The sequence below is a fragment of the Mycobacterium sp. NGS11 genome, from assembly GCF_059813315.1.
The window spans coordinates 217203-233023 of the sequence record NZ_JCALEJ010000001.1 but is presented as its reverse complement, the minus strand read 5'-3'; the positions used below and the strand labels follow the sequence as shown (position 1 = coordinate 233023).

General features: G+C 64.9%; 17 protein-coding genes. 4 read left to right on the top strand and 13 right to left on the bottom strand.

Translation table 11 applies throughout. The features are described 5' to 3' along the window. Window positions 1–43 precede the first annotated feature (43 nt). The 4 genes from AC5Y4T_RS01190 to AC5Y4T_RS01175 are packed head-to-tail and all read right to left on the bottom strand — an operon-like array spanning window position 44 to window position 3353. Entirely contained in the window at window positions 44–496 is a 453-nt protein-coding gene (locus AC5Y4T_RS01190; protein WP_499920055.1) for a MarR family winged helix-turn-helix transcriptional regulator, read from the bottom strand. Window positions 497–508: 12 nt separating this feature from the next. Further along, on the bottom strand, window positions 509–1756 hold the full coding sequence (locus AC5Y4T_RS01185) for a metal-dependent hydrolase family protein (RefSeq protein ID WP_499948512.1): 1248 nt from the start codon (window positions 1754–1756) through the stop codon (window positions 509–511). Further along, window positions 1753–2088, bottom strand: coding sequence for a hypothetical protein (locus tag AC5Y4T_RS01180; RefSeq protein ID WP_499920053.1), 336 nt, complete (start codon window positions 2086–2088; stop codon window positions 1753–1755). The genes AC5Y4T_RS01185 and AC5Y4T_RS01180 overlap by 4 nt, the downstream gene beginning before the upstream one ends. Beyond that, the gene (locus tag AC5Y4T_RS01175; RefSeq protein WP_499951660.1) at window positions 2085–3353 is read right to left on the bottom strand and encodes an aromatic ring-hydroxylating oxygenase subunit alpha; all 1269 of its coding nucleotides are present in this window, start codon (window positions 3351–3353) and stop codon (window positions 2085–2087) included. Before AC5Y4T_RS01175 ends, AC5Y4T_RS01180 begins: the two co-directional genes overlap by 4 nt. Before the next feature lie 187 nt (window positions 3354–3540). Here AC5Y4T_RS01175 and AC5Y4T_RS01170 point away from each other — a divergent pair, with 187 nt between their 5' ends. Further along, on the top strand, window positions 3541–4986 hold the full coding sequence (locus AC5Y4T_RS01170; RefSeq protein WP_499951657.1) for an aldehyde dehydrogenase: 1446 nt from the start codon (window positions 3541–3543) through the stop codon (window positions 4984–4986). A gap of 4 nt (window positions 4987–4990) precedes the next feature. On the opposite strand, the gene AC5Y4T_RS01165 is transcribed toward AC5Y4T_RS01170, so the two are convergent. After that, window positions 4991–5185, bottom strand: a complete 195-nt coding sequence (locus tag AC5Y4T_RS01165) for a long chain fatty acid-CoA synthetase Faa4p (RefSeq protein ID WP_499951982.1) — start codon at window positions 5183–5185, stop codon at window positions 4991–4993. Between the two features lie 528 nt (window positions 5186–5713). On the opposite strand from AC5Y4T_RS01165, the gene AC5Y4T_RS01160 reads away from it, so the two are divergent. After that, window positions 5714–5929, top strand: a complete 216-nt coding sequence (locus AC5Y4T_RS01160) for a hypothetical protein (protein ID WP_499920241.1) — start codon at window positions 5714–5716, stop codon at window positions 5927–5929. Here the strand turns inward: AC5Y4T_RS01160 and AC5Y4T_RS01155 are convergent. The 7 genes from AC5Y4T_RS01155 to AC5Y4T_RS01125 all read right to left on the bottom strand — a co-directional run bounded on the left by AC5Y4T_RS01155 (window position 5926) and on the right by AC5Y4T_RS01125 (window position 13833). Beyond that, window positions 5926–8046, bottom strand: a complete 2121-nt coding sequence (locus tag AC5Y4T_RS01155; protein ID WP_499951655.1) for a hypothetical protein — start codon at window positions 8044–8046, stop codon at window positions 5926–5928. The two genes, AC5Y4T_RS01160 and AC5Y4T_RS01155, sit on opposite strands and share 4 nt — an antisense overlap. A gap of 160 nt (window positions 8047–8206) precedes the next feature. After that, window positions 8207–9424 carry an NAD(P)/FAD-dependent oxidoreductase gene (locus tag AC5Y4T_RS01150; RefSeq protein ID WP_499951654.1) on the bottom strand — a complete coding sequence of 406 codons (1218 nt, stop codon included), beginning with the start codon at window positions 9422–9424 and terminating at the stop codon, window positions 8207–8209. 4 nt (window positions 9425–9428) lie between these two features. Then, window positions 9429–9620: a ferredoxin gene (locus tag AC5Y4T_RS01145; RefSeq protein ID WP_067134163.1), complete on the bottom strand. Its 192-nt coding sequence runs from the start codon at window positions 9618–9620 to the stop codon at window positions 9429–9431. Then, on the bottom strand, window positions 9617–10531 hold the full coding sequence (locus AC5Y4T_RS01140; RefSeq protein ID WP_499920048.1) for a metal-dependent hydrolase: 915 nt from the start codon (window positions 10529–10531) through the stop codon (window positions 9617–9619). The genes AC5Y4T_RS01145 and AC5Y4T_RS01140 overlap by 4 nt, the downstream gene beginning before the upstream one ends. A gap of 334 nt (window positions 10532–10865) precedes the next feature. After that, window positions 10866–11759 carry an NAD(P)H-binding protein gene (locus AC5Y4T_RS01135; protein ID WP_499951652.1) on the bottom strand — a complete coding sequence of 298 codons (894 nt, stop codon included), beginning with the start codon at window positions 11757–11759 and terminating at the stop codon, window positions 10866–10868. A 117-nt stretch (window positions 11760–11876) separates the two neighbouring features. Continuing rightward, a complete protein-coding gene (locus AC5Y4T_RS01130) occupies window positions 11877–12941 on the bottom strand; it encodes a S1C family serine protease (RefSeq protein WP_499951650.1) in 1065 nt (354 codons plus the stop codon). A gap of 382 nt (window positions 12942–13323) precedes the next feature. Further along, on the bottom strand, window positions 13324–13833 hold the full coding sequence (locus AC5Y4T_RS01125; protein WP_499951647.1) for a hypothetical protein: 510 nt from the start codon (window positions 13831–13833) through the stop codon (window positions 13324–13326). Window positions 13834–14292: 459 nt separating this feature from the next. On the opposite strand from AC5Y4T_RS01125, the gene AC5Y4T_RS01120 reads away from it, so the two are divergent. Then, complete coding sequence (locus tag AC5Y4T_RS01120) at window positions 14293–14442, top strand: hypothetical protein (RefSeq protein WP_499951646.1); 150 nt, start codon at window positions 14293–14295, stop codon at window positions 14440–14442. 17 nt (window positions 14443–14459) lie between these two features. Here the strand turns inward: AC5Y4T_RS01120 and AC5Y4T_RS01115 are convergent, their stop codons facing one another. After that, complete coding sequence (locus AC5Y4T_RS01115; protein ID WP_499951644.1) at window positions 14460–14702, bottom strand: hypothetical protein; 243 nt, start codon at window positions 14700–14702, stop codon at window positions 14460–14462. 450 nt (window positions 14703–15152) lie between these two features. On the opposite strand from AC5Y4T_RS01115, the gene AC5Y4T_RS01110 reads away from it, so the two are divergent. Next, window positions 15153–15311 carry a hypothetical protein gene (locus AC5Y4T_RS01110; RefSeq protein ID WP_499951642.1) on the top strand — a complete coding sequence of 53 codons (159 nt, stop codon included), beginning with the start codon at window positions 15153–15155 and terminating at the stop codon, window positions 15309–15311. Window positions 15312–15821 lie beyond the last annotated feature (510 nt).

The following is a 15821-nucleotide window of genomic DNA, read 5'->3' as shown; positions in this document are numbered from 1 at the left end:
GCGGCGTCCGTCGATGGCCGCGCTCGCGCCGTCCGGGGCGGGGTCAGCCGTCGACGTGGTCGTTGAACAGTTCATGACCGGTGCCCTTTTCGACGACGCGGCCCAGCAACTCGCGGAGGGTCCGCTGCTCTTGCTCGGTCAACACCCCGAACACCTCCTGGTGTGCGGCGATCGCGTCATTCACCACCGTTTCGGCGACCTTGCGCCCCTCCCCGGTCAAATAGGCCCGCAGGATGCGTGCGTGCTGGGGGTCTTGCTTTCGTTCCACCAGACCACGACGTTCCAGGGCGGTGAGTGCGAGCTGGACGCCTTGCGGGCTGATCAGCAGACGCCGCGCCAATTCGGCGCCGGATAGGCCTGGCTCGTTGGCCAATTGGCGCAGCACGCCGATCTGGGCGGTGCTCACACCGTGTTCGCGCATCGCCTCGTTGATGGTGGTCAGCGAATAGTAGAAGGCCTGCTTGAGCAGCCACAGGATGTTGTCGGTGAGTTCCATTTCCCGCCTCCGTTACGCCGCGGGGCTTTTGTAGATCTGCCCGTTTTTCATCACGAAGCGGACGTCGAGCGTGGCGGCGATGTCGTCGAAAGGGTCTCCGGGAACGGCGATGATGTCGGCCAGGTAGCCCGGCGCCAGCCTGCCCAACTCGTCATCCGCCTCGATCAGCTCGGCAGCCACCACGGTGGCCGCTCGGATCGCTTGCGCGGGAGTCATGCCACGTTCGACCAGCGCGCCGAGCTCCTTGGCGTTTTGGCCATGCGGGATGGCGGGTGCATCGGTGCCGCATGCGATTCGCACGCCCGCATCGATTGCCTTGGGCAACATCGACTTTGCGCGGGGGAACACCTCGAGCGCCTTCTTGCGCAGCTCCGGCGCGATGCGGTCGATGGCCATCGCGTCGGTCAGATACGTGGTCGACACCAGGAACGTGCCGTGGTCGGCCATCATTTGGATGGTCTCGTCGGTCGCCAGGAAGCCGTGTTCGATGCAGTCGATCCCGGCGCGAATGCACGCTTGGATGGCGCTGTCCCCGACGGCGTGCGCGGCCACCCGGACTCCAGCCCGATGGGCCTCGTCGGCGATCGCCGTGAACTCGGCGTCGGAGTACTGCTGGGCCCCCGGTGCGGTGCTGTGTGACATCACCCCACCCGAAGCCGAGACCTTGATCAGCTTGGCGCCGTGCCGGATCTGGTAACGCACGCAGGCGATCACGTCGGGCACGCCGTTGGCGATGCCTTCGGCCACCGACAGCGGCATGATCCCGGGAGCCAGCCGCTGGAACACCGTCGGGTCCAAATGCCCGCCGTACGGGGTGACCGCATGGCCGGCGGGATAGATGCGCGGCCCGACGTGCCAGCCCTGGTCGATGGCGCGCTGCAGCGCCACGTCGAGCAGATAGCCCCCGGTCTTGACCATCAGCCCCAGATTGCGCACCGTGGTGAAACCTGCCTCCAGGGTGGTGCGTGCGTTGACCGCGCCACGCAGCGTGCGATACGCGGGGTCGTCCTGCACGCCATGCATGGGCGCCGGCAGCCCCTCCGGACCGCCGGGGCCGCCGATGAGCAGGTTGAGCTCCATGTCCATCAGTCCCGGGAGCAGGGTCACGTCGCCGAGGTCGATGACGGTCGCCGAATCCGGAAGCGGCTCTTGCGGATTGATCGCGGTGATGCGCTCACCGTCGATCACCACTTGCGCCGGCGTGTGAATCTGGCCGGTCACCACGTCACCCCACCGCGCCGCGCGCAGCACCGTGGTCATGGAACGGGCTCCGACACGCAGTCCAGCGTCGACGCACCCGAATCGGGGACGCGGGGCTGCTTCCAGCATTCCACCGGGAACGACACCATGATCATGGAATACAGCAGGTGCATCAGATTCTGGACATCGTCGGGCAGGTCGTCGAGAGAAAACTTGTCGCAGAACGTCAGGGCCTCTTCGGCCCGGGCGGTGATCGCGTCGTAAAAGGCCTTCATCTGCGTCATGGAGCTGGCCAGCCTCTTGGCGTAGCGTTCGGGTTCGCTGGGCAGGCACCAGTCGGAGAACGGTTCGAGGTCGGCGAATTCGGGGGGCAGCATCGGCATCGCGTTCACACTCCTGCCGTAGAGGTCCGGCGATAGTCGTCGATCCAGGCCGCGGTCTCCTTGTGCAGATGACGGATCAGGACCTCCTGGTCGCACAGCAAGAACTCGTCGATCACTTGGGATTCGAGCATCGTCTGCGTCGCCTCCAGGGTGTTGGCGTCCTGCAACCCGTATTCCTTGAACGACACCGCCGCCAGTTCCTGGGCCACCCGCTCGCGCGGGGTGCGCGGCGCGGGGAAGTACAGCGTGCCCTCGAACAGGTGGCTGTTGTAGGACGTCGGCCAGTAGTGGTAGGTCAAATACCAACCCTGGCCCCAGAACAGGATGACGAAGTTGGGGAACAGCTGGAACGAATCCAGGCCCCACGGATCGCATTTCGCGGGGTTGAGCCCGGCGGGCATCGGCCCCAGATCCGGCTTGTCCCAGGGGCCGAAGAGCCCGCTCTGGCAGATGTCCTCCGTCGGCTTGCGCATCTCGTCGGCCATCTCCCAAGCCCGCACGCCGGAGGTGCTGACCAGGCGGTGCGGCCCGTCCAGCCGGTAGTGCGGGGCTTCAAATCCCGCCTCGGCGGCCGCCTTTGAGTACGCGGTCGGCGACTGGTTCGCATGCAACACGGGCGCGTGATAGAACTCCTGGAACGCGTCCATGTACAGCTTCCAGTTCGCCTTGACTTCCGAGCGGTAGTACCACCGCGACGTCATCTTGTCGAAGGGGTACCCCTCCAGCCCGGTGATCATGGGCCCCAAGAACTCTCGCAACGATTGCTCGGGCTTCTTGGCGAAGTTGACGAAGATGAAGCCTTCCCACACGTCGCAGTGCACCGGTACCAGGCCGTAGCGACTCTTGTCGAGGTCGAAGAACTCCTCCTCCTGCTGCACGAAGGTGAGGTTGCCGTCCAGGTCGTAGCGCCAGGCGTGGTATTTGCAGGTGAACTGCCGGCACACGCCGCGCGTTTCTTCCTGCGGCATGTCGTTCCACACCAGCTTGTTGCCGCGGTGGCGGCACACGTTGTGGTAGGCGTTGATGCCACCAGATGTGGTGCGCACCAGAATGATCGACGTGTTGACGACCTTCAGCTCGCGGGTCAAATAGCTGCCCTTGCGCGGAAGCTGTTCGACGCGACCGACATTGAGCCAGGCGCGCTTGAAGATGGCTTGGCGTTCCAGCTCATAGATCTCCGGGCTGATGGAGTCCTGGTAAGACACCGGATCGGTGCCCAACTCGGGGTAATGCTCGGTCCAGCTGCCCTCTGGCGGTTTGGGGAATCGAGCCATGATCGCTCCTTTAGCAGTCCACTCTCACCGGACCTTCGCCGCGCAGCCTCTCGCCACAGTCGCTGTCTGCGCGAAACGACCACCTGCGCACCGGTTTCACCGATCCCCTAAGAGCTCCGTCACGGCCGACGGTATATCCTCGACCCCATCAATAGCAAGTAGTTGATATTGGCCTCGGGAGGCACGGATGGACCACAACCTCGGAGTGCGAACCGCCGCTGGCGATCGGGTGCGGCAGCGGACCGGCGTCGTGCGGGTCATCTCACCGCATACCGAGGAACCCATCGCCGAGGTCGACGCGGCCGGGCCCGACGACGTCGACGCGGCGGTCGCCGCCGCGCACGCGGCGTCGCCGCGCTGGGCCCGCAGCGAGCCGTCGGAACGGATCGCGGCCATCCGGCGCCTGGCCGACATCTACGACCGGCGCCGCCCCGAGATGGCCAACACCATCAGCGCCGAGATCGGGGCACCGATCAGCTTCGCCCAGCGCGCCCAGGTTGGCCTGCCCGCGTTCATGATCCGCGCGTTCTGCGACTTGGCCGAGAGACATCCGTGGCAGGAGAGCAGGCCCGGGTTCTTCGGCACCGACGTGCTGGTCCGCAAAGAACCCGTCGGCGTCGTCGCGGCGGTCGTGCCCTGGAACATGCCCCAGTTCCTCATCGTCACCAAGCTGGTGCCCGCACTGTTGGCCGGCTGCACCGTCGTGCTCAAGCCCGCACCCGAAAGCCCCTTGGACGCGCTGCTTTTAGGCGAGATGCTCGACGAGGCCGGTCTGGCACCCGGCGTGGTCAGCGTGCTACCCGGTGATGCGGCGCTCGGCGCATACCTCGTTGCCCACCGCGGAGTGGCCAAGGTGTCCTTCACCGGCTCCACCACGGCGGGCCGCGCAGTCGCCGCGGCCTGCGCCACCAACCTCACCAAGGTCAGCCTCGAGCTCGGCGGCAAGTCCGCGGCGCTGGTTCTCGACGACGCGGCGCCGGACAAGGTCGCCGCCGGGGTGCGATCGGCCAGCCTGTCCAACAGCGGGCAGATCTGCAACGCTCTGACGCGCGTCCTGGTCCCCCGAGCGCGTCATGACGAATACGTCGACGCGCTCGCCGCCGAGATGAGCGGCCTTCGCGTCGGCGACCCCAGCGACCGCGAGACCCAGCTCGGTCCGTTGGTCTCGCGTCGCCAGCAACAGCGCGTGCGCGACTACATCACCATCGGCCAGCAGGAGGGGGCGCGCTTGATCGTCGGCGGCGCCGACATGCCCGACGGACTCGACCGCGGCTGGTACGTCCAACCCACCCTGTTCGCGTCCGCCGACAACGCCATGCGGATCGCCCGCGAGGAGATCTTCGGCCCCGTCATCACGGTCATCCCCTACCGCGACGAGGACCAGGCAGTCCAGATCGCCAACGATTCCGACTACGGGTTGGCCGGCTCGGTCTGGAGCAATGACACCGACCGGGCGATGGCACTGGCCGCGCGGATACAGACCGGCACCGTCGGCATCAACCAGGGCTACACGATGGATCCGTTCGCGCCGTTCGGCGGCGTCAAAGCCAGCGGATACGGCCGGGAACTCGGGCCCGAAGGGCTCGACGGCTACCTCGACACGAAATCGATCGCGGTCGCGCCTGGCGGCTAGGTATCTACCCGGTTTCGCTCGCGACGTACACGGCCACGTACCCGATGGGGATGCCGGTCCATGTTGCGATGCATTCGCGTGCCGCCGGCTCCACGGCGGTCCGGCTGCTGGCGCGGGTGGCCCTGCCGATCTCGGGAATCCGGATCATCCATCCGTCCGCGTCGCGGGCGATGTCGATATCGAAGCACTGACCGACCATCGGACACTTCACGCGGTGAGCGGCCCGCTGTCGGCGGGTGCTGCGCAGCGATTGGCGGCGCAGCAGAGTGGGCTGAACAGACATGTCTGCTTTCGGTGAGTCGCGGACGAACCGCGGGCAAGATTAATCCGCATCAAGGCGAAAACCTAATCGGCGATCTCGGCCGGATAACGGCGAACCGTCGGTCAGTGCGGAACGCCCTTCGCTACGCCGCGGCGGCATCCGACCGACTCGTCGCGCCGGACCCCCCGAGGAGGAGCTGCGCAGCTCAATTGTGTTCGCCTCGAATCGATTTCGCGCAAGTGGCGGACGACATCGAGGACGCGATCGGCTGGCCCATTGATGCCACCGTCCGGGACCGAGCGCGCGTAGTTGACGCTGCGAGTGACCGTTATGAAAGGTTGTCCGAAACTTCTGGCCGCGCCATGCCTAGGGAGTTCGGACGCAAGATCTGCCACCCGGCGCAGGTTTGTGATCTGGACCACATCTAGCGATATGATGTTGTGCAGATCACAGTAGGGAGATTTCATGGTCGACGTGGATCGCTCTAAGAAGGCCGTTATCACCCCTCGGGCCGGCGCGGCCGTCAATTCACACCGTGTGCTCGTCGCCGTCCTGACCGTCACCGTCCTCATCTGCGCGATCGTGGGTGCGATCGCGGCCGCGGCTATGGGACAAACCACCGCCGCGCTTCTCATCGCGCTGGTGGGCGGTGGGTGGTTCTCGGCCGCCGTGCTCTGCTAGCCGCGAGGGCAGTGCGGAAGCCGGTGCAGTGCGTCGGGATCGCTCTGCACCCGCAGCCGGCGCCGTCCGCCCTCTGCGGTGTCCACGCCGATAGGTAACTCGTCGCCGCGCTCGCTGGCCGGATCGACGAAAAGCTGCAGTTCGTCGGAGTCGACGAACAACACCGCATCATCGTGCGAGAGCGTCCATGGGTGGCCATCGGTGGGCCATCGGCCGCCGACGACCCGAATGGCGTCGCCGTCCCCAGCCTCGTCTTCCTCCTCATCGGCCATCACGCAATCGACCCATAATTTCGCCGGTACCGGACGGAAATACACCGCGAGGCGCTGGCGGTTGAGGTCCAGGCCGATCGGCATACCGATGGGCGGCAGCGACGTGCCCTCGGGCTGGTCGTTCAGCGACTTCTTGACCTGACGAGAACCGACGCCGGTGCCGAACCAGTCGATGGTCAGCACGGTGGTGATGTACTGGGCGATCGCCAGGGTCAACAATCCGCCCGCACCGGCGGCCCCAACGCCGGCGGCCCCCGCCACCCAGGTCACCGGCAGCGCAAGCAAACCGACAACAGCCGCGGCGCCCGCGGCAGTGGCCACCTTTCCGGCCGTTGTCAGGCTGAAGTCCGCATTCACGTCCGGCTCGGAGTTCTGCGCCGGCCGCACCCCCACGGTTCGCGGCAGCCGGTCGAATCGCTCGCTGACCCTTTTGACTTCCGCTTCGTATTCCTCCGTGCTGAGGTGACCGGCGCGCTTCTTCTGTCCGGCCAGACTCAGCGTCTGCTCGAGAAGCTCGATGGTGTCGACGTCGGGTCCCAGCAGCTCTTTGCCCTTCGGGTCGCGCGGGATGTCGCCAAGGCCCATCTCGTACACCACCTTGAAGGTGGCCTTGAAGTCGTAGAGTTTGGTGTCGGCGCTCACCGTGCCGTCAACCACCAACCGGCCGTCCTCGGTTCGCGGCACGATGTCGGCGCCGAGGGCGTCGAGGCTGCGGTCTTGACCGCCGATGCTGATCGTCTTCGGGCCCGCCAGCGCGCACGCCGCATCGGGGTCGAAGTCGCCCTCGTCGAGATCGAAACTGTTCATCACGGTGTCCCGGACCTGCCGCAGAATGCTCCACCCAGTGACGGCCAAAGCCGCCCTCTCATAAGGGTTTTCGGCGAGGACCGACCCGGGTAGTTCCTCCCCGGGCGGCAATTCGCGCAGTGTCTGCAGCTGCACGACCATCGATTCCTCGGCACCCTCGCCGACCTCGAACCGCTGCACGACGGCGTCGAGTTCCTTGATCGTGCTGTCGTCTTGGGCCTCGGGATCGACGTCCACCGGTGACGGCAGCAGCGCCTGAATCCCGTTGTCCCCCATCGCCTCCAGTTGCGGGCCGACCGCGTCGGCGATTTGGGCGGCTAGCGAGTCGAGCACCCTGGTTCTGGCTTCGTCATCCGAGAGACCGGGGTGCTGGAGTTTCTCGAGGTTCACCATCAGCTCCCCGGCGATGCTGTGGGTTATCCAATACGCCTCGGCGTGGTCGAGTTCCCAGCTGATGCGCGGGTCTTGTCCGTGGAAGACCGTGACCCCGTCCGCACGCCGCTCGACGTGCGGACCGAACAGCAACCCGACGTACTGGTCCGGCGATGGGGCGGCCACCAGGACGGGAGCGTCCTGAGAGGTGAAGTTGAGGGCGATCGTCTGCTTGCCCGGCTCTGTTTGGTGCGGTTCGAGTTGGTCGTGAATTGTCAACCGCCCGAACAGCGGAATCTCGTTGTACGCAATCTCGCGCGACTCTCCGGAACGCGGACCGTCCGGGATCGTGATCGTCGCCGGGGGTAGGGATACCAACGGGATGCAGGTGACCGAATCGATGACGATCTTCGAATCGAAAATCACCAGGTCAATTGCGAAGTGCCGCAGCGGGTCGCGGAGTTCGCCGTCGGCTGCTTCCTGCCACAGTCGCTGACGAGAGTCGCGGACGAACCAGACGCGATCCAGGGTGAGGTCAAGGGTGGCCGTCGCGGAGTAGCCCGTGCCGTCGACGGACTGCGTGTACTTGTCACCGCTGAACATCTCGGCCGTCTGATCCTGCACGCGCTCGCGGTGAATTTCGATGATCGTGTCGGGGCGATGCATGTCATAACTCCGTCCCTGGGCGTACGCGCGACGCCGTCGTCGCGTATGCGGTCATGTCGGCCCGATCAGTGGACTCCGGTCGGCTTGTGGATCCTGTACCCAAAAAGGGATGTCTCGAGTCGCCCCAGGCGCACTGAGTAGTCGCGGTGGTTCGCCTTTGTCAGTCCGGTCGGCGCGGCGGAAATTCGGCGCGCTTCTCGATGGCCTCCCGGTAGGCATGCACCCGGCCCGCGATCGTCCCGAGCACCGCGATGGTGCGACCGCCCCGGCCGTAAGCGCCGACGAACTGCCAGCCCTCCGGATTGCCTTCGATGATCTCGACAGCGTCGTAATCGGTTGGCACGCCCAGCATTTGCAGCTTGATGTCATATTGGTCGGACCAGAAGTACGGCACCGCGGCGAAGGGTTGGGCGTGCTCGGGCCCGGCCAGCAGCGTGCGCGCCGCGGCCTGACCCTGGCGGGCCGCGTCATCCCAGTGTTCAGTACGCAGATGGCGCTCGTACAGCGGGTGCCACCAGCGCGCCACATCCCCGGCGGCGACGACATTGCCGTCGCCGGTGTTGCCCTCGGCGGCGCCAGTTGCGTCGCAGACCACCCCGTCGTCCAAACGCAGACCCGAGCCGTCAAGCCAGGCGGTGGCGGGCGTGACGCCGAGCCCGACGATGACGACATCGGCTGGGACCTGCGAGCCGTCGGTGAGTCGAACCGCTTCGACCCGCCCGTTGCCGGCGAATCCGTCGACACCCACGCCGACGCGCAGGTCGACACCATGTTCGCGATGCAACTTCGCCCAGCAAGGCGCCAGTTCCGCGCCTAACGCCTGAACGAGCGGTCCGGGGGCCTTCTCGACAAGCACCACGTCCAGATCGAGCGATCGGCAGGTCGCGGCGACCTCGCTGCCGATAAACCCGCCCCCAACCACCACAACCCGGGGCCGCGAGCCGAGTCGTTCCCGAATGCGCAGACAATCCTCGACCGTCCGCAACAGCAGCACCCCGTCGGGGGCGTTGCCGCCCGGCCATTCGCGCGGCTCGGCGCCGCTGGCGACGACGAGCCCGTCGAAATCCACCGACAGGTCCCTGCCCTCGTCGCGGACCCGGACGGTATGTGCGGACATGTCGAGGCCGACCGCGGTGGCCCCTCTGAGCACCCGCGCGTCCATGTCGAACTGTGGCGCCATGTCGACGCCCGCCCGGTGCACCTGACCGCTGAGGAGCTTCTTCGACAACGGTGGGCGATGGTAGGGCGCCTGCCGTTCGGCTCCAACGATGGTGAGGGCGCCGTCGTAGCCGTCCTGTCGCAGCGCCTCTGCCGCACGCATTCCTGCCACGCCTGCGCCCACGACGACGATCTGGCGTAACTGTCGAGTTGCGGGCATCGCGTCAGTCCTCCTCCACCACGATCGCCCGGGTCGGGCAGGACACCTCGGCAGCCTTCAACGGTCCGCGCAACTCTCGCGGCGGCTGCTCTTGCAGCAGGTGTAGCCCGTCCTCTCGCACGTCAAATACCTCGTGGCACAAGCTCATACACACGCCATTGCCGTCGCAGGTATCGAGGTCCACCGAAACTTTCATCGAACCGCGGCCTTTCCTTCCAACTGCGCCCGTTCACGGGCGGCCTTCGCCGCCGGCGAATCCTTGATGTATTCGACCGCCATCTCTGTGACGGCTTCGGGGCCCGGGTGATGATGGGGCCGCATATACCTGGCCGGTTGCGTCACCATCAGCTGCCAGGGACCGGGCAACTTGTACTCGCGCGCCGCACGCAGCCAATCCCGCCAGCGCCACTTCTGGTCGATGGTCGGGTCGTGGGCCATCAGATATTTCGCTCCGGCAATCCACCACCCGTAAAACAGCGGCGTCGTCATCAACATCGAGAAGGCCCTGATGAAGTAGTTGCCGCACACGTGCTGATAGACGTCGAACACCAGTGAGCGGTGTTCGACCTCCTCGGCCCCGTGCCAGCGCAGCAGGTCCAGCATCATCGGGTCGGTGCCGGCGTAATCCAGACCGCGGTTCTGCAGCACCCATTGGCCCAGCATCGCGGTGTAGTGTTCCAGCGCCGCCACGTCGGCCAGACGCCGATACAACCACCACCGCTTCATCGCCGGCGGAAACCACTTCGGCGGGTCACCCAGCGCCACCGACAGCATTTTCCGCAGCCGCGAGGTGTACGGCTTGGTGTCGATTCCCTGTTCGGCCAGATGGTCGAGCACCACCTGGTGCGCCCAGGCATGCCAGGACTCCTGCTGGATGAACGGTTTGATCGCCGCCTCCAGCTCCGGGTCATCAACCAGCGATGACGCCTCCAGAACGGCCTTGATGAAGTGCCGCTCGCCTTCGGGCAGCAGCAGGTGCAAGACGTTCATCATGTGTGTCGAGAACGGGTCGTCGGGCACCCAGTGCAGCGGTGTCTCGGACCAATCGAATCGGACCATCCGGCGATAGCGCGGGTGTCCGTCGTGGTGAAGTTGGACCTCCGGCATCAAAAACTCCTCCCGCCGACCGGCCGGTAGCCGGTTGAACCTTGGTTCCTTGACAGAAACGGGGATCCGCGTCCGAGTCGGACTCCAAGGGCGCCATTTCATTGCGAACAACCGTTCACTGAACGGCGTACCCGCGCGAGGGCATGCTTATGCATACCGGCGGTACCAGGATGCTTGTCATGTTGCGCTGGAAGCTGAACAAACCCCTTGGCGCGGCGTTCTACGTCTCGTTCTGCCCGCCGTGTCCGTCGCGCTGGTGTGACGTTCGGCGACCAGCGTCACCCTGCCGTGACGCTGGGCGGGCAGAAGCCGCTGGCTACTTCTCAGCGCGGCCCTAGGTCCATGCGCGTTGTTGCCACCGCCAGGCGCTATCGCGCAGGAAATGCTCGAGAGTGCGGGGTGGCCGGCCCAGCAGCCGCTGAACGTCGTCGGTGATCGGCTGGTTCTGCCCGAGCCGGGTCAGCGTGTAAACGGCCGACATGAACGCGATGGTGTCCCAGCCGACCCCACGACGGCGCAGCCGCGCGGCGAAGCGCACCAGTCCCGGGTGGGTGTAGGTCACCGGATATCCCAGAACCGTGGTCAACGCGGCGGCAACCTCGGTCATGTTCAGTGCGGTCGGCCCGGTGAGGTAGGTCGCGTTGCGGTGCGCGGCCGGGTGGGTGAGTGCCTGCGCTGCGACGTCCGCGGCGTCACGCGCGTCGAGGAAGGTGGTACGGCCGTGGCCGGCGGGGATGAACAACTCACCGCGTTCGACGATGTCGGTGCCATGCGTGGAGATGGACCGGTGCAGGTTCTGCATGAAAAAGCTGCACCGCAGCAGCGTCCAGCTCATCGACGACGCCTTCAGCGCCGCTTCGACCTTGTAGTGCGGGATGAACGCGGCGCGGTCGGCGCCAAACACCGACACGTACACCACATGTCGACAACCGGCGGCCCCGGCAGCTTCGACAAACGGGATCATCGCCTCGCGGGCGACGCGGTTACTCGGCAACGGAAACAGCAGAAAAGGCGTGTCGATATCGCGGAGCGTTTCCGCCAACCTCGACCGGTCGAAAAAGTCGAACCGGCACACCTGCGCAGCCCCACCCACCCAGTCGCGCAGGTTATCGGAGTGGCGGACGGCGACGCGCCACGAACTACAGGTCGGCTTCGTGCGCAGCGTTTCCACGAGCTCGTGACCCACATTGCCGGATGGGCGGGTGATCAACAGCACGGTTCGAGTCAACCATCCACCGTCTGGCCGATTCACGGCTTCGCGAAAAGCGCTGAGACACACCACTTGCCAAGGGCGAAGAGCTTCGCGAGACGCGACACTTCCCGCAGGGCGCGCGCCTTCGGGTCCTCAGCCGGGCGGGCCATCGGCCAAAGTCACGCTCACACTGCGGTTTCCGCTAGAGTTATGCACCCCCAGGAGGGTCATATCATCGGGGTGTCGCTGATCGAGCAGATTCGTTAGGGCGGTGGCGGAGTTGACGGCGGTGCCGTCTACCGAGGTGATGACATCGCCCGGCCGGATGCCTGCGCCTTCCGCCGGACCCGGAGAAACAACTCCGCGCACCACGGCTCCTGCGTCTCGACTTGCGTCGTTGACGCCCACACCCAGGAACGCACTAGGGCCGATGTGCACAGTGGGGGAAGCGACGCCGGAACGGATCTGCCCGGCAATGGACATGGCCTGGTTGATAGGGATGGCGAACCCCTCCGCTCGGCCCAGTTTGAAGTTGTCGGACCCAGCGGTGGTAACGCCGATGACTTGGTTATCAGCGTTGACAGTAGGTCCGCCTGAATCACCGGGACGAATCGCGGCATCGACTTGAATCAACCCGCTGAGCATCTCACTGCTACCCGTCAACGAGTCCGCTGCCGACACATTCTGGTTCACTGCGACCACCCGGCCGGCCACTGCGCTCGGGGTCCCACCCACTCCGCCTGCATTGCCCAGCGAAACGATCGGTTGGCCCGCGGCCACGCGATCCGAATCACCGATGTCGGCAACCGGCAACCCGGCGGCACCATCAAGCTGCACGACTGCAATGTCCTGGGTGCGGTCGTAGCCGATGACCGTCGCCGGGTAGCTCTGACCATTGCCGATGTCCCTGGCGCTGATATCGGTCGCTCCGGCTATCACATGGTTATTGGTCAGCACGATCCCGTTGGGGTCAATGACGATGCCCGTTCCCGCCCCGGCAGCGTTTTGGAATCCCAACTTTGTGTCGATGTCGACTATTTGGGGGCCCACGCGAGAGACGGTCGCCAGCGGGTCGGCCAGATCCGCGGGCGCCTGCCCCACAATGGTTCTCGATGGTGATGCGTGCGCCGGCACCGACCCCACTAACAGTCCTGTCAGGGTAAACAGGCTCAAGATGCAGCCTGACCGCCACCACGCGCGGCGATTTGAACGATTCATTTCCTTTTACCCTCTCGACGGCCGACCGCATAGGCCAGACAGATTTGTCACGCGTGCCGACCGCGACGCCGCTCCGACCGGCCGTCGAACCGCACCATTGCAGACGATTGTCTTGCGGTCGAACACGAGCAGGAATAGCCAGCGGCTGGCGAAATAAACGACCCTTTGCCCTCTTGAAGGGGCCGTTCGGCCCACATGCCCGGGACGAGACGCGCTGACCTCAGCCGTCGCCGCAATTGCTTGTGCGCTTACCTGGCCAGAAGGGGTCGGTGAGATCCTAGATAGCGCAACGGCTTAACTCATGCAGTGAAATGGATGAAATCCGGGACGACCGCGACTCGGTCGGCATCGGGCGCCGTCCGACCCACCATCATGTGGGGCTTCACACGCGGGCTACGAACTCGGATGTGTAGTACTCAAGTGGATTCTGAGAATTCGGGTTGGGCCGAGTTACGTTGACCCACACACCGGTCGCACCCGAGCGGATAGCTGTCTGCAAAGTCAGCGTCGCCTGGCCGCTTGCATCGAGGTGCAAAACCGACGACGCGGTTCCGGGATCTCCGGCACCGCACGTGGCGAATGAAGGTCGCGGTACCTCGATCAACGTGACCTCATACTGGCTTCCCGGCTGATCGGTGTTGACCAAACTCACCTCGGCGACGACCGTAGCGCCGGCGGCACGGATGCGCGTTGATCCGCGAGCATAACCTGTCCGCGGGGTTTGAGGCGTCACCGAGCTCTGGCTGAAGTCACACCGCCGAAGTACCGAATGCAAAGGAACCTCCGTGCTGGCGCCCGGCTCAGCGGCGGTTATCGCAGCAGGAACCGTCAGAGGCAACAGCATTGATGCGGCCAGAACCACAACAGCTTTGACGCGCGTGATCGAATTCATCGTCCCGCCACCTTCACCGTTCGTCCACAATCGAAGGATCTAGGGATTGCCCGCCATCCCTAGTTCAAACACGCATATCGAGCCCGGCTTACCTCCTCCTAATTCCTTTGCCGTCTTATCCGACTAACACGCGATCACACGCGACGCCTAAAGCGAAGACCCCAGCGTTTGACTGACGCCGACATCTGGTTCTGTCAGGTGAAGTCCGGTACCGGTAAACGAGTCTGCCAACGAAAGCTTGCGCTTCGCTTACTGGACTTGTTCCAGCGTCTTGGCCAAGTGCTGCCCGTCAAAATTCTCGCCGAAATAGGTGAAGCAGTAGGCACCGTCGAAGACGGCAACGACCCGACCGCAGCCCGCGCCGAAAACTTGTGGTGGGCGGCAGGTTTGGTTCCTATCCCGAGGGGAAGCTCCTTGACCTGGCCAAGAAGCGTGAAGGCGCCGCGAAGGAGTTGTCCCATGACCCTGCTCGATGACCGACCCGCCGTGGTAGCTCCGGCGAAGTGCACTCCACCGGAGTTCGGATCGGCGGTACCAATCAAAAACTGGGCGTCAGCCCCCAATCCTGTGCTGATCGAGGAGGACATCGAACGGCTTGCCCGTGTCTAGGCCAACAAGCAGCAGATCTACCGGAGCAACTCCTGTTGCTCGCCGAGCAGAGGCATGTTGCTGGAGGTCTCGGGATCTCCCACCACCACCGGTGGCATTGTGTTCGCCGCGATCGCTTGGCTTTTGCTGTTCGCCGCGATCGCCTGGCCGTTCCTGCTTGCGGTTTCGGCAATATAGCCTTCGCCCTTGTCTAATCCGATCGCGATTGGGCTGGCATCCGCAACGGGGTGCAAATCGGCCTGCGAGACGTGATCTGCCACTGCCCTCCGCCGTGGGTTGCGGCTCCCCTGGCCGAAACCCCCGCTAGCCGGCCGGATTCGGGTTCTCCGGTGGCGCACTGCGGTATCGATTGCCCGGCCTGTGTGGCCCCATAGCCGTCCGTCGTCGTGACGACGGTCATTCATACGATCGTCAAGCCAACGCCGGGGCTACCGCCGCCGGAACTTCGCTCGAAGAAGTCGAGCGCTACCCGCATAGCGGCGTCTCCATGGGAGATGTAGCTCGCCGCTCGCCGCATGCCTTCCGCATCTTGGGTTTGGGTAGCTCGGACGCAGTAGGGAAGACCGATTTCGTAACTGTCAACGGCGTCGTGCAACGTACTGTTCAACATAGGCTCCGGGCTCGGAAGCTGTTGACGCACTTCGGCAACCGCACTGCTGGCCGAGCGGCACGCTGCGCCCGTCATGGCGATGTCGTGTCGAGCCGCAGCGGTGGCGATGTTGTTCCGCGCGGCGACCAACTCATTTATTGACGAAGCGGATTTATTCAGCCATGTAGGCAACGACAAGGGCCTCGATGACGCCGCCCCGCTCGATGATGGCATCGCAGCGCTGTCCGCTGAATCCGAGCGTCTAGCAGATGAGTGGTGATGAGCCCATGCCGACAGAACAACGATCACAATCAACAGCGCGCCCCAACTCGCCAGCGTGAATCGCTGCTCGTACTGGTACCTATTGATCTTGTTGCGCGGTCTGGTGACGTCGTTGAGTGAAGATTCCAGGCCGACGCGGTAAAGGCTGGATCTGGCCATGACTGAGTCCCTTGATCTGGCGACTCGCAGGCAACGCGGGTCTGCGGTATTCGCGTCCGATACTCTCGCCGATCTGCGCCACTACCCTTTGCACCCCGCAGCCTGCGACCGGGAGGCCAAAGACCTGACCAATGCGGACGGGTCCACAATCGGCCGAAATAGGCGGTGCATGTGGCTTAGCAACCGAAGGATCTAAGACCTCGGACCGTGCGTACCCGCCCATCCGGCAACTAATCGAGTAGGTTGCCCACTGTGTCGCGGGAAAGGGCAAGCCGGATTGGCCCGCCGACATCGCACACAAATGTCGAGACGTGGTCGACTTTGCGCACCAGGCGATCTCTGAGCGAGG

Excerpts from the sequence above, each read along its gene's own strand:
- AC5Y4T_RS01150 (WP_499951654.1), bottom strand. The coding sequence starts at position 9,424 with ATGCCCGCAACTCGACAGTTACGCCAGATCGTCGTCGTGGGCGCAGGC.
- AC5Y4T_RS01185 (WP_499948512.1), bottom strand. The coding sequence starts at position 1,756 with ATGACCACGGTGCTGCGCGCGGCGCGGTGGGGTGACGTGGTGACCGGC.
- AC5Y4T_RS01175 (WP_499951660.1), bottom strand. The coding sequence starts at position 3,353 with ATGGCTCGATTCCCCAAACCGCCAGAGGGCAGCTGGACCGAGCATTAC.
- AC5Y4T_RS01160 (WP_499920241.1), top strand. The coding sequence starts at position 5,714 with ATGGTCGACGTGGATCGCTCTAAGAAGGCCGTTATCACCCCTCGGGCC.
- AC5Y4T_RS01190 (WP_499920055.1), bottom strand. The coding sequence starts at position 496 with ATGGAACTCACCGACAACATCCTGTGGCTGCTCAAGCAGGCCTTCTAC.
- AC5Y4T_RS01125 (WP_499951647.1), bottom strand. The coding sequence starts at position 13,833 with ATGAATTCGATCACGCGCGTCAAAGCTGTTGTGGTTCTGGCCGCATCA.
- AC5Y4T_RS01165 (WP_499951982.1), bottom strand. The coding sequence starts at position 5,185 with ATGGTCGGTCAGTGCTTCGATATCGACATCGCCCGCGACGCGGACGGA.
- AC5Y4T_RS01145 (WP_067134163.1), bottom strand. The coding sequence starts at position 9,620 with ATGAAAGTTTCGGTGGACCTCGATACCTGCGACGGCAATGGCGTGTGT.
- AC5Y4T_RS01120 (WP_499951646.1), top strand. The coding sequence starts at position 14,293 with ATGACCCTGCTCGATGACCGACCCGCCGTGGTAGCTCCGGCGAAGTGC.
- AC5Y4T_RS01170 (WP_499951657.1), top strand. The coding sequence starts at position 3,541 with ATGGACCACAACCTCGGAGTGCGAACCGCCGCTGGCGATCGGGTGCGG.
- AC5Y4T_RS01140 (WP_499920048.1), bottom strand. The coding sequence starts at position 10,531 with ATGCCGGAGGTCCAACTTCACCACGACGGACACCCGCGCTATCGCCGG.
- AC5Y4T_RS01130 (WP_499951650.1), bottom strand. The coding sequence starts at position 12,941 with ATGAATCGTTCAAATCGCCGCGCGTGGTGGCGGTCAGGCTGCATCTTG.
- AC5Y4T_RS01155 (WP_499951655.1), bottom strand. The coding sequence starts at position 8,046 with ATGCATCGCCCCGACACGATCATCGAAATTCACCGCGAGCGCGTGCAG.